Source organism: Cupriavidus sp. FW306-01-F10A (genome assembly GCF_058782785.1).
This window is the reverse complement of record NZ_JBYSYA010000006.1, coordinates 1-15,043: the sequence shown is the minus strand read 5'-3', so window position 1 is coordinate 15,043 and position 15,043 is coordinate 1. Positions and strand designations below refer to the sequence as shown.

The 15,043-nt window shown below is 70.1% G+C and carries 12 protein-coding genes; 4 read left to right on the top strand and 8 right to left on the bottom strand.

Going from position 1 to position 15,043, the window contains the following annotated elements:
- The first annotated feature begins 10 nt into the window (after window positions 1-10).
- Window positions 11-1,513 carry a tripartite tricarboxylate transporter permease gene (locus AC3WLF_RS10705; protein ID WP_010811082.1) on the top strand — a complete coding sequence of 501 codons (1,503 nt, stop codon included), beginning with the start codon at window positions 11-13 and terminating at the stop codon, window positions 1,511-1,513.
- Window positions 1,514-1,737: 224 nt separating this feature from the next.
- Window positions 1,738-2,040: a helix-turn-helix transcriptional regulator gene (locus AC3WLF_RS10700; RefSeq protein ID WP_035824204.1), complete on the top strand. Its 303-nt coding sequence runs from the start codon at window positions 1,738-1,740 to the stop codon at window positions 2,038-2,040.
- A gap of 97 nt (window positions 2,041-2,137) precedes the next feature.
- Here AC3WLF_RS10700 and AC3WLF_RS10695 read toward each other — a convergent pair whose 3' ends face one another.
- The 8 genes from AC3WLF_RS10695 to AC3WLF_RS10660 all read right to left on the bottom strand — a co-directional run bounded on the left by AC3WLF_RS10695 (window position 2,138) and on the right by AC3WLF_RS10660 (window position 11,687).
- A complete protein-coding gene (locus tag AC3WLF_RS10695) occupies window positions 2,138-2,917 on the bottom strand; it encodes a DUF4397 domain-containing protein (RefSeq protein ID WP_492317305.1) in 780 nt (259 codons plus the stop codon).
- A gap of 330 nt (window positions 2,918-3,247) precedes the next feature.
- Window positions 3,248-4,267 (bottom strand): diguanylate cyclase domain-containing protein, encoded by a 1,020-nt coding sequence (locus AC3WLF_RS10690; RefSeq protein WP_492358187.1) that lies wholly within the window; start codon window positions 4,265-4,267, stop codon window positions 3,248-3,250.
- Between the two features lie 54 nt (window positions 4,268-4,321).
- Window positions 4,322-5,341 carry a chemotaxis response regulator protein-glutamate methylesterase gene (locus AC3WLF_RS10685; protein WP_492317307.1) on the bottom strand — a complete coding sequence of 340 codons (1,020 nt, stop codon included), beginning with the start codon at window positions 5,339-5,341 and terminating at the stop codon, window positions 4,322-4,324.
- Window positions 5,338-7,593, bottom strand: coding sequence for a hybrid sensor histidine kinase/response regulator (locus AC3WLF_RS10680; RefSeq protein WP_492351582.1), 2,256 nt, complete (start codon window positions 7,591-7,593; stop codon window positions 5,338-5,340). Before AC3WLF_RS10680 ends, AC3WLF_RS10685 begins: the two co-directional genes overlap by 4 nt.
- Complete coding sequence (locus AC3WLF_RS10675) at window positions 7,590-8,276, bottom strand: chemotaxis protein CheW (RefSeq protein ID WP_492317309.1); 687 nt, start codon at window positions 8,274-8,276, stop codon at window positions 7,590-7,592. The genes AC3WLF_RS10680 and AC3WLF_RS10675 overlap by 4 nt, the downstream gene beginning before the upstream one ends.
- A complete protein-coding gene (locus tag AC3WLF_RS10670; protein WP_492317310.1) occupies window positions 8,269-9,540 on the bottom strand; it encodes a CheR family methyltransferase in 1,272 nt (423 codons plus the stop codon). Before AC3WLF_RS10670 ends, AC3WLF_RS10675 begins: the two co-directional genes overlap by 8 nt.
- Window positions 9,537-10,013: a chemotaxis protein CheW gene (locus tag AC3WLF_RS10665; protein WP_492317311.1), complete on the bottom strand. Its 477-nt coding sequence runs from the start codon at window positions 10,011-10,013 to the stop codon at window positions 9,537-9,539. The genes AC3WLF_RS10670 and AC3WLF_RS10665 overlap by 4 nt, the downstream gene beginning before the upstream one ends.
- Before the next feature lie 18 nt (window positions 10,014-10,031).
- The gene (locus AC3WLF_RS10660) at window positions 10,032-11,687 is read right to left on the bottom strand and encodes a methyl-accepting chemotaxis protein (protein ID WP_492317312.1); all 1,656 of its coding nucleotides are present in this window, start codon (window positions 11,685-11,687) and stop codon (window positions 10,032-10,034) included.
- Window positions 11,688-11,932: 245 nt separating this feature from the next.
- Between AC3WLF_RS10660 and AC3WLF_RS10655 the strand changes: the two genes are divergently transcribed.
- Window positions 11,933-13,261, top strand: coding sequence for a putative bifunctional diguanylate cyclase/phosphodiesterase (locus AC3WLF_RS10655; protein ID WP_011617609.1), 1,329 nt, complete (start codon window positions 11,933-11,935; stop codon window positions 13,259-13,261).
- Window positions 13,262-13,549: 288 nt separating this feature from the next.
- Window positions 13,550-15,043, top strand: a 1,494-nt coding sequence (locus AC3WLF_RS10650; protein WP_492358186.1) for a DUF6600 domain-containing protein, incomplete at its 3' end; no start/stop codon positions are given.

Sequence of the window (15,043 nt, the reverse complement as noted above, 5' to 3'; positions counted from 1 at the left end):
AGCGCCGACCATGGAATTGTTTGATCACCTTGCGCTGGGCTTTTCCACGGCCCTGTCGCTGCAGAACCTGGCCTACGCCTTCCTGGGCTGCGTGCTGGGTACCCTGATCGGCGTGCTGCCGGGCCTGGGGCCGCTGGCCACCATCGCCATGCTGCTGCCGATCACCTACACGCTGCCGCCGGTGGCCGCGCTGATCATGCTGGCCGGCATCTACTACGGCGCCCAGTACGGCGGTTCGACCACCGCCATCCTGGTCAACCTGCCTGGCGAATCGTCATCGGTGGTGACCACCATCGACGGCTACCAGATGGCAAGGCGCGGACGGGCAGGGGTGGCGCTGGCCACCGCCGGCCTGGGCTCGTTCTTCGCCGGCTGCGTGGCCACCCTGATCCTGGCAGCCTTTGCCACGCCGCTGTCCGAGCTGGCGTTCAAGTTCGGCCCCGCCGAATACTTCTCGCTGATGGTGCTGGGCCTGATCGGCGCCGTGGTGCTGGCCTCGGGGTCGCTGCCCAAGGCGATCTCGATGATCGTGCTGGGCCTGTTGCTGGGCCTGATCGGCACCGACGTGAACTCGGGCGCGGCGCGCTTCTCGTTCGACGTGCCGGAACTGACCGACGGCATCGACTTCGTGGCGCTGGCCATGGGCATGTTCGGCTTTGCCGAGATCATCGCCAACCTGGAGCAGAAGGAAGCGCGCGAGACCTTCACCAACCGCGTGACCAACCTGTTCCCGACCAGGGAAGACTTCAGGCGCATGATCCCGGCCGTGCTGCGCGGCACCGCACTGGGCTCGGCGCTTGGCATCCTGCCCGGTGGCGGCGCGGCGCTGGCCTCGTTCGCGGCGTACTCGCTGGAGAAGAAGACCTCCAAGTATGCACATGAGTTCGGCAAGGGCGCGATCGAAGGCGTGGCCGGTCCGGAGTCGGCCAACAACGCCGCGGCGCAGACCTCGTTCATCCCGCTGCTGACGCTGGGCATTCCGCCCAACGCGGTGATGGCGCTGATGGTGGGGGCGATGACCATCCACAACATCCAGCCCGGCCCGCAGGTGATGACCAGCAACCCGGCGCTGTTCTGGGGCCTGATCGCCTCGATGTGGATCGGCAACCTGATGCTGATCATCCTGAACCTGCCGATGATCGGCATCTGGGTGAAGCTGCTGACCGTGCCGTACCGCTTCCTGTACCCGGCGATCCTGGTGTTCTGCGGCATTGGCGTGTACTCGGTCAACAACCAGACCTTCGACGTGTTCATGGCCGCCGGCTTCGGCATCATCGGCTACCTGTTCCTGAAGCTGCGCTGCGAACCCGCTCCGCTGCTGCTGGGCTTCGTGCTGGGACCGATGATGGAAGAAAACTTCCGCCGCACGCTGCTGCTCTCGCGCGGTGACTTCACCGTGTTCGTGACCCGGCCGCTGTCGGTCGGACTGCTGATCGCAGCCGCTGCCCTGGTTGCAGTGGTGGCGCTGCCGTCGATCAAGGCCAAGCGCGAAGAAGCGTTCCAGGAAGAATAGCGCCACGCGCGCTCCCCGGAATGGCGCCGGCCGGGCTCATGCCGGACGGCGCCCGCTACGCAAGCAAACGGGGTGCCTGAGCGCACCCCGTTTGCTTTCGCGGGCCGATCGCGCGTTCGCGTCCGCCCGCATCAAGAACCCAGAGAGTGCCCGACTGCGGCAGCAGTCATGGGCTGCGCATGATGATCAGGATTGCCGCACCATCGGGTGCGCCGACAGCGCCCATGAAACCGCCTATTTTTGACCGGTTTTTCTCACGCATCTATGTGCTCAAGCTCGTCCAGTCGAGCCCGTCCACGGTCCTGAGCCTGGTCGACCGGCTGCGCGAGCGCGGCATCGACAAGAATATCCGCTCGTTGCGGCCGATCCTGCGCAGCCTGATGATGGCGCGGGCCATTACTGCCGAACTGGTTGAAGGCAGTGGCCGCGTCTATTGCATCACCGAACAGGGGCGGGCGGAACTGGAGGCTTATATGTCGCACCTGGCGGTGCTGAAGGCGGAGCTGGAGCCGGGGGCAGAACAGTAAGGGCGGTCAGCCGCCACCCGTCAGACAAAAAAGGCCGGTCCTGCGGACCGGCCTCCTGCATGCTGCCCGCCTGCCGCAGGCAGCTGCAAGCACGCTGTTACTGCGTTACGAGTTCAAGACCAGCTTGCGACTCATCATCGCCGCGTGCGACCAGCACCTTGATCTTGTTCGGCACGGTCGCGCCGATGCCGTCGACCGGGATCGTGGTGATCAGCCAGTCGGCGTTGTTGGCCAGCGTCAGCGCGCCGGAATCGAAGATCACGGTCTTGGTCCCCGCGGTGGTGATGCGCAGGCGGTAGGTGGTGTTGCCATCCACGTCGATCGAGTCGGCGCCCGAGGCTGGCACAGCCTGCTTGTAGCCCACGTTGGCGAAGGTCGGGCCCACCGAATTCAGGTCGATGGCCGGCAAGGTCAGGTAGATGTCAACGTTCTGCGCATTGAACGAGGCGTTCAGGCTGCGCACGCGCGCCTTGTGCGACAGCAGGCCCTTTTCGAACGGGTCGTCGATGGTCAGCGTTTCCGCGGCGGTCGCGCCGGGCAGTGCCACTACCGTGTACTTGTGGCCAGTGGCGGCGACGATGGTGGCGCGGCCGATTTCCGTCTGCGTGCCGGTGCGGTTGAACGAGATCAGCTGGTTGCCGGTCTCCACGTTGAAGTAGGTCGAGACGAACTTGTAAGGCTTGTTCACGAAGCTGGTCAGGGTGCCGTTCTGCAGCACGTCGACGTTCGGGCCGCCGGTGATTGCATGGATCACGCGGATGCTCGGCTTGCTTAGCCCGACGCGGTCGTCGATGCCGTCATCACCGCCGCCGCAGGCGGTCAGGACTGCGGTTGCAGCTAACGCGAGGCCGATGAACAGGGTCTTGGATCGGAACATGGGTCACCTCTTGCTGTTGGAGTCAGAGACGATCTGGCCCATGCCCGCGCGGGGGCGCGCCGGTCGCGTGGCCAGTTGGCTGTCTTTCGTTGCAGGCGCAGTGATTGCACCTGTCGTGATGCAACGATAGGTATCAACGCAACGGCGAGACAGGCGCGGGGCTCCGAATCGCATGTCGGACAATTCCGACAAGCGGTGACGCGTGCGTGCGTGGCGGGGCCGGCCAGGCCCGCAGGCGCGGGGCCTGGCGGACGTGGGCGGGCTGGTGCCCCGGTTGGCCGGTGGCCGCCAGTGTGTAACTGGTTGTTGCAGTTGTGCTGCTGCAGTGACTCAGCCTTGCGCCATCATCACCTGGTTGCGGCCATTGCGCTTGGCCTGGTAGAGGCCTGCATCGGCGGCTTCCACTACCTGGTTCGGCGCCTGGTCAGGCTGGGGCACCAGCACGGCGCCGCCGATACTGACGGTGACGCAGTCGGCGGTGGGGGAGCCGCTGTGGGCAATGGCCAGCCCCTGCACCGCGCGCCGCACCTTTTCGGCCAGCAGCCGCACGCCGCCCGGCGAGGTCGCCGGCAGCACCATGGCGAATTCCTCGCCGCCAAAGCGCGCGGGCAGGTCGGTGGGGCGCACGCAATTGTCGCGGATCACCGCGGCCACGCGGCGCAGCACCTCGTCACCGGCGACGTGGCCGTAGGTGTCGTTGTAGGCCTTGAACGCGTCGACGTCGATCATCAGCAGCGCCACCTGGGTTTGCTCGCGCAGCGCGCGGCGCCATTCCGCGCCGAGGTATTCATCGAAATAGCGCCGGTTGGACAAGCCGGTCAGGCCGTCTGAATTGGTCAGCCGCTGCAGCTCCAGGTTGGTTTCCAGCAGCTGTTGCTGGCTTTGCCGCAGCGCGCGATAGGCTTCGTCGCGCTGCAGCTGGTTCAGGTAGGAGCGCGAGTGGTAGCGGATGCGCGCAATCAGCTCGATGCTGTCGGGCAGCTTGACCAGGTAGTCGTTGGCGCCTGCGGCAAACGCCGCGCCTTTGGTCGCGGCTTCTTCCTTGGTCGACAGCACGATGATGGGGATGTCGCGCGTGGCGGGGTTCTCGCGATAGCGCTGCACCAGCGTCAGGCCGTCCACGCCCGGCATCACCAGGTCCTGCAGGATCACGGTGGGCTTGGTGCGTTGCGCCACCGCCACGGCCTCGTCAGGCTGCGCGCAGTAGTGGAAGTCGATGTCGGGCTCGGTGGAGAGCGCGCGGCGCACCGCTTCGCCGACCATGGCCTGGTCGTCCACCAGCAGCACCATGGCAAGGTAGTCCTTGTCGGCTGCAGGCGCTGCGGGTTGGTTGGGGGATTCCGGTTGCATGTTCAGTTCCTGGGTGTCACGGTCCGGGTGCCGGCCGCGACGTATTGCATTGGGTCAAAGCGGTACGGTGCCGCCGCATGCCTGCACCAGCCGCGGCGCAATGCGCGGCAGCGGCAGGATCTCCGCGGCAGCGCCCATGGCTGCGGCGGCCTTGGGCATGCCGTACACGGCGCTGGTGGCGCGGTCCTGGGCGATGGTCAGGAAGCCGCGCTCGCGCATCGCCTTCAGCCCCAGCGCGCCGTCGCGGCCCATGCCGGTGAGCAGCACGCCGATCACGTCGCCGCGCCAGTGCTCCACCACGCTTTCGAAGAACACATCGATGGAGGGGCGGTACAGGTAGTCGCAGGGCTGTTCGGTGTAGGCCATGCGCGTGGGACTGGCCAGGCGCAGGTGGTCGTTGGTGCCGGCCAGCAGCACCGTGCCGGCCTGGGGCGCGTCGCCGGCGCGGGCAATGCGCACCGGCAGCTTGCACTGTCCGTCGAGCCAGTCGGCCATGCCGGCGGCAAAGGCCTCGTCCACATGCTGCACGGTGACCACCGCGGCGCCGAAGTCCGCCGGCAGCGCGCCCAGCAGCGTGGCCAGCGCGGCCGGGCCGCCGGCCGAGGCGCCGATCGCCACCAGCCGTGGTGCGGCCACTGCGCGTGGCGCCGCCGTCAGCGTATGCTGCGGGGCCACGCGGCCGGCCAGCAGGCGGCCGATATTGCGCAGCTTGCGCAGCAGCGGCCCGGCGGCAAGCTGGGCGTCGGGCTCGGCCAGCGTGGGGGTGTCGACCGCGTCGATGGCGCCGTGGCCCATCGCGTCGAACACCTGCGAGGCGTTGCGGCCCAGGTCCATGGTCACCACCACGATGGCGCAGGGGGTGGCGGACATGATGCGCCGGGTCGCCTCGACGCCGTCCATGACCGGCATCAGCAGGTCCATCAGGATCAGGTCCGGGGTCTGGCGCGCGGCCATCTGCACCGCCTGCTCGCCGTCGCCGGCGACCCAGGCGATCTCGAACGACGGATCCAGCGCAAGCGCGCGGCGCAGCGCGGCTACCGCAAGCGCCGAGTCATTGACGATGCCGATCTTCATGGGCGTGCCTCGCCGATCAGGTCATGGACCGCGTCGAGCAACGCGGCGTCGTGGAAACTGCCCTTGGCCAGATAATAGTCCGCGCCGGCCTCGAGCCCGCGCTGGCGATCCTGTTCGCGGTCCTTGTACGACACCACCATCACCGGCAGCTGCCGCAGCGCGGCGTCCTGCCGGATCCGGCGCACCAGTTCGATGCCGTCCATGCGCGGCATGTCGATATCGGTGATGACCAGGTCGAAGGGCTCGGCGCGCAGCACGTTCCAGCCGTCCATGCCGTCGACCGCCACCGCCACGTCATAGCCGCGCCCGGCCAGCAGCTTGCGCTGCAGCTCGCGCACAGTGAGCGAGTCGTCCACCACCAGCACGCGCCGCGCGCGCGCCTGGACGCTGGCCACGGCCGCCTGCCGCACGCCTTCGATGCGGCCCTCGGAGACCAGCTTCTCGACCGAGCGGATCACGTCCTCGACATCGAAGATCAGCACCGGCGTGCCGTCGTCGGTGAGGCTGCCGGCGGCGATGTCGCGGACCTTGCCCAGTGCCGCCGGCAGCGGCTGCACCACCAGCAGGCGCTCGCCCAGCATGCGGTCGACGGCAATGCCATAGATGCGCTCGGCCTCGCCGATGACCACCACCGGCACTTGCGCGTGCGCATTGGCAGCGTCAGCGTCGGGGCGTTGCAGCACCTGCGTCGCGCTGACCAGCCCGATGGCGCGACCTTCGTGGCGGAAATGCTGGTGCCCTTCGGTCTGCTCGATCTCGCTGCGCGCCACCGAGGCCGCGCGCAGCACGCGGCCCAGCGGGAAGGCATAGGCTTCGCCCGCGACCTCCACCAGCAGCGTGCGCACCACCGACAGTGTCAGCGGCAGCTCCATCCGGAAGTGCAGGCCCTGGCCCGGCTGCTGCGTCAGGCGCAGGCTGCCGCGCACGCGGCGCACCATCTCCTGCACCGCATCCAGGCCCACGCCGCGGCCGGAGACCTCGGAGACCGTGTCGCGCATGCTGAAGCCCGGCAGCAGCAGGAAGTCAAGCAGCTCTGCCTGCGACAGCCGTGCCGCGGTCTCTTCGGACGCCAGCCGCCGCCGCGCGATGGCGTGGCGCAGGGCTTCCAGGTCGACGCCGGCGCCGTCGTCGAAGATCTCGATCACCAGGCGGCCCGCGTTGTGGCGGGCCTGCAGCGTGACGCGGCCTTCCGCCGGCTTGCCCTGCGCCGCGCGTACCTCGGGCGCTTCGATGCCGTGGTCCACCGCGTTGCGCAGCAGGTGCGCCAGCGGCGCGTCCAGTGCTTCCAGGATATCGCGGTCCACCTGCGTGCCGGCGCCGATCAGCTCCAGGTGCACCGGCTTGCCGAGCGTGCGCCCGAGGTCGCGCACCATGCGCGCGTAGCCGGTCAGCGCGTCCGCCAGCGGGCGCATGCGCGAGGCCAGCGCGCTGTCATAGAGCCGGCGCGCCAGCCGCGTGGCGCGGTGATCGTACTGTTCGAACTCTTCCAGCCGCGCGGCCAGCTGATCGTGGCTTTCGTCCAGCAGCTGGCGCAGTTCGGCCAGCGCGGTGTGCGCAGCCGCGCCCGCGTTGCCGTCCTGCAAGGCTTCCTGCAGCGCATCGACGGCGCGCAGTGCGCGCGCCTGTTGCCGCCTTGCCTTCTGCAGCGAGGTGCCGAAGGGGCGCAGCCAGTGAGACTCGACCATGGCCTCGCCGGACAGCGCCAGCAACTGGTCAAGCGCGTCGGCATTCACGCGCAGCATGCGCTCCTGCGTGTCATCTGCCGGTGCCGCCGGCGCCGGTATCGCGGGCGCTGGTTCCGGTAACGGGTCCGGCGCTGGCTGTGCCTGCACGACCGGCGCCGCGGCACCGCCATCGACCGTGCCCAGCCGCTGCACCACTGCATCGATCTCGGCGCGGCCGGCGTGCTCGGCCCAGCCCGGATCGCCGCCGGGCGGATGGCCGATGCGTAGCAGCAGGTCGGTGCCTTGCAGCAGCGCGTCGATATGCGCGGCGGTCAGCGGCATGCCGCCCTGAGCGGCGACCAGGCAGTCTTCCATGGCGTGTGCCACGCGCACGCCGCCATCGAGCCCGACGATGCGGGCCGCGCCCTTGAGCGAGTGGGCGGCGCGCATGCAGGCTTCGAGCTGCTCGGCGGCTGCCGGGTTGCGCTCCAGCGCCAGCAGGCCGGCATTGAGGACTTCGGCCTGGGCATCGGCTTCGAGCGCGAACAGTTCCAGCAGCGAGGCGTCGCGCAGTTGCTCGGAATTCATGCCAGGCTCCTGGCCAGCGCCTGGCGTACCAGTGCGGCATCGAGCAGCCCGACGCTGCGGCCCTGGTCGAGGAAGAGCGCCTGCGTGTAGCGTGCCGAGGCCCGCGCAAGGGTGGCGGGCAGCGGCTGCAGCGCGGGCTGCGGCACGCGGGCGATGCCGGACACCTCGGCCACCGGCAGCGCGATCGCGGCGCGGCCCTGCCCGAGGATCAGGAAGCGGCTGCCGCTGGCACTTTCACCGGCGCCCGCGTCGAACAGCCGGGCCAGCGACAGGCAGGCCAGCAGGTTGCCGCGCACCGCGGCCAGTCCCAGCACGGCGGCATCGCGCCGGTGCGGCAGCGAATGGATCGGGCAGGGCGCGGTGACTTCGCCCAGCGCGGCGGTCGGCAGGGCCAGCCATTCATCGCCGATGCGGAACACCAGGCAGGCCAGCGCGGTGCCGCGTTCGGCCGGCAAGGCCCCGTCATCGTCGGCGAATGTGGCGGCGTCGGGCAGTGCATCCGGCATTACGTCCAGCCGTTGCGCGTCCAGCAGCATGGCCGCGGCCTGGGCGTAGGTGGGGCAGTTGCGGCAGTGCGCGTGCTCGGCCAGCGCGGGGCACGAGCCGTCGCCGCGCACGCCGATGCGCCGCCAGCAGTCGTCGACGTTTTCGGTGCGCAGGAGAATGCCTGGGGGCTCAGCCATGGTGCTTGCGGGTGTGGCGTTGCGCGCGCTGGCGCAGGCGCATGGCGCCATCGTGATCGCCTTCGGTATCGAGCAGCGCGGCCAGGTGGTACAGGCATTCCTGGTGCGCCGGGTCCAGGTACAGCGCCTTGCGGTAGGCGGCATGGGCCTGCGCGGCGCGGCCCGCGGCGTCGTGCAGCACACCCAGCATGCAATAGGCGTCGGCGTTGGCATCCGCGGTGCGCTCGAGCAGCGCCAGGCAGGCTGCGGTGGCAGCCTCCAGCTCGCCGCGGTCGGCCTGGGCGGCAATGGCAGCCAGCGCGGCGCGCTGATCGTTGCCAGGCGCGGGCGCTGCGGGCCGCAGGGGCGGGGGCGTGACCGGGACGGGCCGCATCGAGGCAGGCGGCCGCGGCAGCCGTGGCGGTGCGGCCATGCGCGGCGGCTGGGCCGCGTGCACGGGCGCACGCGGCGCCGCCCTGGCGGCGGGCACGGCGGACGGCTTGCGGAAGGCAAAGGTCAGCGGCAGGCCGACTGGCTCCAGGCCCTGCGCGCTCAGCACGCTGGCCTCGGCCGGCCCGACAAAGAGAATGCCGTCGGCAGCGGCCAGCCGCGCCAGCGTCTGCACCGCATGCCGCTGCCCCGGCGCGTCGAAGTAGATCAGCAGGTTGCGGCAGAACACGAAGTCATAGGGCGGCTCGCCGGCCAGCAGGCCGGGATCGACCAGGTTGCCCTGCAGCAGCCGCACCTGCGCGCGCACGCGTGCATCCAGCACATAGCCGCTGGGCGTGGCCGTGAAATAGCGGTCGCGGAAATCCAGCGGCGCGCTGCGAAAGGCGTTTGCGCCGTATTCGCCCTGGCGTGCGCGGGCCAGCGCGCGGGCGCTGATGTCCACCGCATCGATGGCAAAGCGGCCCGCCGGCACGCCCGCATCGAGCATGGCCATGGCGATCGAGTAGGGCTCTTCGCCGGTGGAGCAGGGCAGGCTCAGCACGCGCAGGGTGCGCCTGCCGTCGGCAAAGGCGCGCTCGGCGGCAAGGCGGCCCAGCGCCAGCAGCGCTTCGCGATGCCGGAAGAACCAGGTCTCGGGCACCACCACGGCCTCGATCAGGGCCTGGAATTCATCGGCGGTGCCGTGCAGCAGGTCCCAGTAGGCCTGGGTGTCCGGCGCCTGCCGTGCCTGCTGGCGCTCACGCACGGCGCGTGCCACCGCGCCAGTGCCGATGGCGCCCGCATCCAGGCCGATGCGGGCCTTGAGCAGGGCCTCGATGTGCGTGGCAGTGCTCATGCCGCGGCCTCCCCGGAGGTGTCGGCAAACAGCATGGCATGGACGTCGTCCGGCAGCAGGGCATCGACCCGCACCCACTGCAGCAGGCCGCGCGCGTCGTGCCGCACCGGCCCAAGGTAGCGCGGGCTGGCTCCGGCGATGCCGCCGTCGACAAACGATTCCACCGGGCAGCGCAGCGTCTGGGTGGCCGATTCCAGGCGCAGGCCCAGCAGCCGGCCGGCCTCGCCGCCATGGCGGCGGTAGTGGACCAGCACCGTGCGCGTGCTGGTGCGCAGCGCCGCCGGCACGCCGGTGGCCAGCGCCGGCAGGTCGATCACCGGCACCGGCTGGCCGCGGCGCTCCATCAGGCCCGCCACCCAGGCCGGCGTGCCGGGGATCTGCTTGAGCCGCGTGAGCGGCAGCACCTCGGCCACCTCGGCGGCATCGAGCGCATAGTGGTCAGCGCCGAGGCGGAACAGCAGGAAGAGTTTCATGGCGGCGGGGCGCAGGCCCTAGACCTTGAAGCGCGAGACGCCGCTGCGCAGGTCGTTGGCCACCAGCGTCAGTTCGTCGATCGCCTGGCTCGACTGGCGCAGCGACTCCACGGTCTGCTGCGCGGCCTCGGACAGCTGCATCAGCGCCTGGTTGATCTGCTCGGCGCCGCCGGCCTGGGCCTGCATGCCTTCATTGACCATCAGCACGCGCGGCGCCAGCGACTGCACCTGCGCGATGATCTGCGACAGCTGGTCGCCCACCTGCGTGACCTCGGACATGCCGCGGCGCACTTCCTCCGAGAACTTGTCCATGCCCATCACGCCCGCCGACACCGCCGACTGGATCTCGCGCACCATCTGCTCGATATCGTAGGTGGCCACCGCGGTCTGGTCGGCCAGGCGGCGGATCTCGGTCGCCACCACGGCAAAGCCGCGGCCGTATTCGCCGGCCTTCTCGGCCTCGATCGCGGCGTTCAGCGACAGCAGGTTGGTCTGGTCGGCCACCTTGGCGATGGTGGTCACGACCTGGTTGATATTGCCGGCCTTTTCGTTGAGCGTGGCCAGCTTGGCATTGACCGAGCCGGCGGCGTCCATCACATGCTGCATGGTGCCTTCCATGCGCGACAGCCCGACCTGGCCGGTGCCGGCCAGCCCGGCCGCCTGCTCGGCGGCGCTGGAGACTTCATGGATGGTGCGCACCAGGTCGCGCGCGGTGGCCGAGATCTCGCGCGAGGTCGCGCCGATCTGGGTCGTGGTGGCGGCGGTTTCGGTGGCGGTGGCCTGCTGCTGGCGCGCCGTCGCGGCGATCTCGTTGACCGAGGTGGTGACCTGGATCGCGGTACGCTGGGCCTGGCCCACCAGCGAGGTCAGCTCGCCCGTCATCTGGTTGAAACCTGCCTCCACTTCCTGGAATTCGTCCTTGCGGCGCAGCGCCATGCGCAGGCGCAGGTCGCCGCCGCGGATGCCGGACAGCAGGCTGACGATTGACTGCATCGGCACCGTGATCGCGCGCAGCAGCAGGTAGCCGCAGACGATGGCGACCACCAGGGCCACGATCAGTGCCGCTTCGATGCCGATCTTGGCCGCATTGACGGCGTCGTCGATGCCGCGCGCCGCCCGCGCATTGACCGCGCTGTTGTCGTCCACCAGGTGCTGGGCCGCCTTGCGCGCCTCGACCCAGCGGTCATGCGCTTCGCCGCGCAGCGCTGCCGCGGCTGCGGCGCCGTTCCACTCGCCCTGGCGGGACAGCGCCTGGGCGGCCTGTTCGTAGCGCGCGCGCACGTCCCGATAGGCCCTGAAGGCGGCGCGGTCTTCGTCGCGCGTGATCGAGGTCTCGTACTGCTGCTCGACCTTGTCGAGCCGGCTTGCCGCGTCCTGGCCCTGTTGCTGGAAACTGCGCCGCTCGGCCTCGTCGGCGGCATTGATGGTCTGCCACGCCAGCACGTACCGCTCGCCCCAGATGCCGCGGATGCCGGTGCTGTGGTTCAGTCCGGGCAGCGCGTCCTTCAGCATCAGCGTGGTTTCGCGCTCAATGGCGCTCAGGCGGGTGTAGGAGACAACGCCCATCAGTGCCATGACAAGCAGGATCAGCGAGAAGCTTGCCAGGATGCGCGTGCGGATGGTCCATTCGTTCACGGTGTGGTCCCGGTGATGTTCTTGTTCAGGAGCGGCCATTCCCCGCAAAGCCGCCTCAGGGGCGCCTCTCGGGGTAGCAAGGGGCAGCGCGGCGGCGGCGGGCGGCCTCGATGCGCGGTAGGGTACTGTAAGCCGGGAGCCGATTCAACGCGCAATGCGGCGCCGTTGCGCGGGCGCATAGCCATTCCCGCCACAATCGGAACTGCTTGATTTTTTCCAAGTTTTCGTCACACTTGCTAAATTGCTAGCGGGTAACAATGTCGACAATTACAGATGGGGCAGGGATGGTGGCCAAGTCGGGGGCGAAGGCGACTGGCGCCTCGCCAGGCTCGGATCTCGATCCGCTGACCGGCGTTGACAATCGCCAGGGATTTCTGAAGCGGCTGGAGGCACGCCTGCAGAGCGAGGCGGTGCCCCGCTGTGCTTTGCTGTTGATCGGCATTGACGATTTCCGCGCCTTCAACGACATGCACGGGCATGCCGAAGGCGACCTGATCCTGCAGCGCGTGGCCCGCCGCCTGCGCGACGCCTCGCCGCGCGACGCCGCCATCGGCCGCATTGGCAGCGACGAGTTCGGTGTGCTGCTCCCCTCCATTGCCGATCCCACGCTGGTGCGCCATGTCGGTGCGGCGATCCTCTCGATGCTGTCCTCCCCGCATGAGAACGCGGGTGGCCGCCACCATGTGCTGGCCAGCATCGGCGCCTGCGTGATCCCCGCCGCCGGCGAACAGGGGTCAGACGTGCTGGCCGCGGCCAGCCTGGCGCTGGCCCGCGCCAAGCACGACGGCGGCCGCACCATCCGCTTCTTCAAGCCGCAGATGCGCTCGGACGTGACCACGCGGCTGTCGCTGGTGCAGGCATTGCACGAAGCCTATGCCCAGCGCCAGTTCGAGCTGCTGTACCAGCCGCAGGTCGACCTGCGCGACGGCCGCGTGCACGGTGCCGAGGCGCTGATGCGCTGGCGCCATCCGACCCGCGGGCTGCTGGCGCCGGCCGCCTTCATCGACGCCCTGGCCGGCAGCAGCATCGCCAGCGATGTCGGCATGTGGCTGCTGCAGACCGCCTGCGCCCAGGCGCGCGCGTGGTCGCTGGCCTTTCCCCAGCCGCCGCGGGTGGCGATCAACCTGTTCGCGGCCCAGCTGTCCGAAAGCCGGCTGCTGACCGAGGTGCGCCACGTGCTGCGCGCGCTGGAACTGGCCCCGGACTGCCTGGAGATCGAGATCACCGAAACCATCGCGCTGCAGCAGGGCGACGAGGTCGCGGACCAGCTGCAGGCGCTGCGCCGCGACGGCGTGACGCTGACCTGCGATGACTTCGGCACCGGCTATGCCTCGCTCAGCTTCCTGAAGTCGTTCCCGGTGGACCGGCTCAAGATCGACCAGTCCTTTATCCGCAACGTGACCGAAGACCCGGTCGATGCCGCAATCGTGCGCTCGGTGATCAACGTGGGCGCAAGCCTGCACATTGGCGTGGTCGCCGAAGGCGTGGAAACGCCCGAGCAGCGCGACTTCCTGCTGGCCAACGGCTGTCATGAGGCGCAGGGCTACCTGTACGGCCGCCCGATGCCGGCCGAGCGCCTGACCGAAATGCTGCGCCAGCAGTCCGGCCGCTGAGCCGCTTCCGCCCCCGTTTTGCCCCCCGCCCTGTCAGGGAAGTTGTTTCCACCTTTGACGGCGAGCCTGCCCGTCCCGGGCACCCGCTGACCCCCCGCCCGCCCGCAGCCTGCCTGGGATAGCGGTCCTGCCTGCGCGGCATGGCCGCATGGCGAAATACGAACTTACAAAGTCTGCCGCGCCGGGCGTGCCGCGGCTTCCGGGGCAATGTATGGTGACATTAGGGTTGCCGCTGACATCGACCGGCCGCTCCGGTGCGTTATGCGTTTTGTCCTGGTCCTGACTTCCATGTTCGATCCTTCCCAATCTGTCCCCCCTGCTCGTGGCCAATTCCGTGGCAGGCTGGCGCTGACGGCCCTGGCCGCCGCCGCCGGCCTGGCGGTGGCGGCTGCTGCACTGGCCCAGGTGCCGGCCGGCCCCCCCGGCGAGGCCTATCTTGATGCGCCGACGACTGACGGCCAGTACCAGCAAGCCGATCCTTCCTCGCGCATTGCCACGCTGACCGCCGTCGACGGCAACCTCAGCTTTGCGCCGGCAGGCTCGGATGACTGGGCTGCCGCCGGCCTGAACCGGCCCTTCACCACCGGCGACCGGCTCTGGCTGGACCACGGCGGCCGTGCCGAGCTGCATGCCGGCACGGTGGCGGTCCGGCTGGGCGGCGCCACTGCGGCCAGCATCCTGAACCTGGACGACAGCGCCACGCAGGTCAAGCTGACCCAGGGCACGCTGCAGCTGCGCGTGCGCGCGCTGCCGCCGGGCCAGACGGTCGAGGTCGACACCCCCAACCTGGCCTTCGTGCCGCGCGAGCCGGGCGACTACCGGCTGGACGTGGCGCCTGACGGCAGCACCACCACCGTGACCATGCGCCACGGCAGCGCCGTGGTCTACGGCGACAGCCGCTCGATCGAGCTGCAGCGCGGCGACCGCATGCGCTTTGCCGGCACCGACCTGGCCGACGCCGGTGGCGGCGGCGCGCCGGAAGATGCCTTCGACCGCTGGACCGCGGCCCGCGACGCGCGCGAAGACGCCTCGCCGTCCGCCCGCTATGTGCCGCGCGAGATGCCGGGCTACGCCGCGCTGGACGGCTACGGCGACTGGCAGGAAGACCCCGGCTACGGCGCGGTCTGGTTCCCGCGCGTGGTCAGCGCCGGCTGGGCGCCCTACAGCGTCGGGCACTGGGCCTGGATCGCGCCGTGGGGCTGGACCTGGATCGATGACGCGCCCTGGGGCTTCGCGCCCTCGCACTACGGCCGCTGGGCCTATGTGGGCTCGCGCTGGGGCTGGGTGCCGGGCCCGCGCGTGCGCCCGTGCTACGCCCCCGCGGTGGTGGCCTTCGTCGGCGCCAGCGGGCCGAACTGGAGCGTGCGCATTGGCAGCGGGCCGGGCGTGGCCTGGTATCCGCTGGGGCCGCGCGACGCGTACCGGCCGGTCTATCGCGCCAGCCCGACCTATGTCGCCCGCATCAACCGCGTCACCGTCAACAACATCGTGATGGGCGACCGCCGGCCGCCGCCTTACGCCAACCGCAACGTGCCCGGCGCCATCACCGGCATGCCCGCACGCAATTTCGTCGAAGGCCGCCCGGTGCGCGGCATGCATCGCGACGAATGGCGCAACCTGCCGGCAGGCGAGGCCAGGGGGGCGCCGCCGGTGGCACCGGTCAAGGGCAGCCTGGTGGGATCGGCCCCGATGCGGCCGCTGCCGCCGCAGGCCCGCCCTGGCTTCGAGCGCCAGGCCATCGCCGCCCGCCCGCCGGGGCGGCCCGCCACGGACGACCTGGCC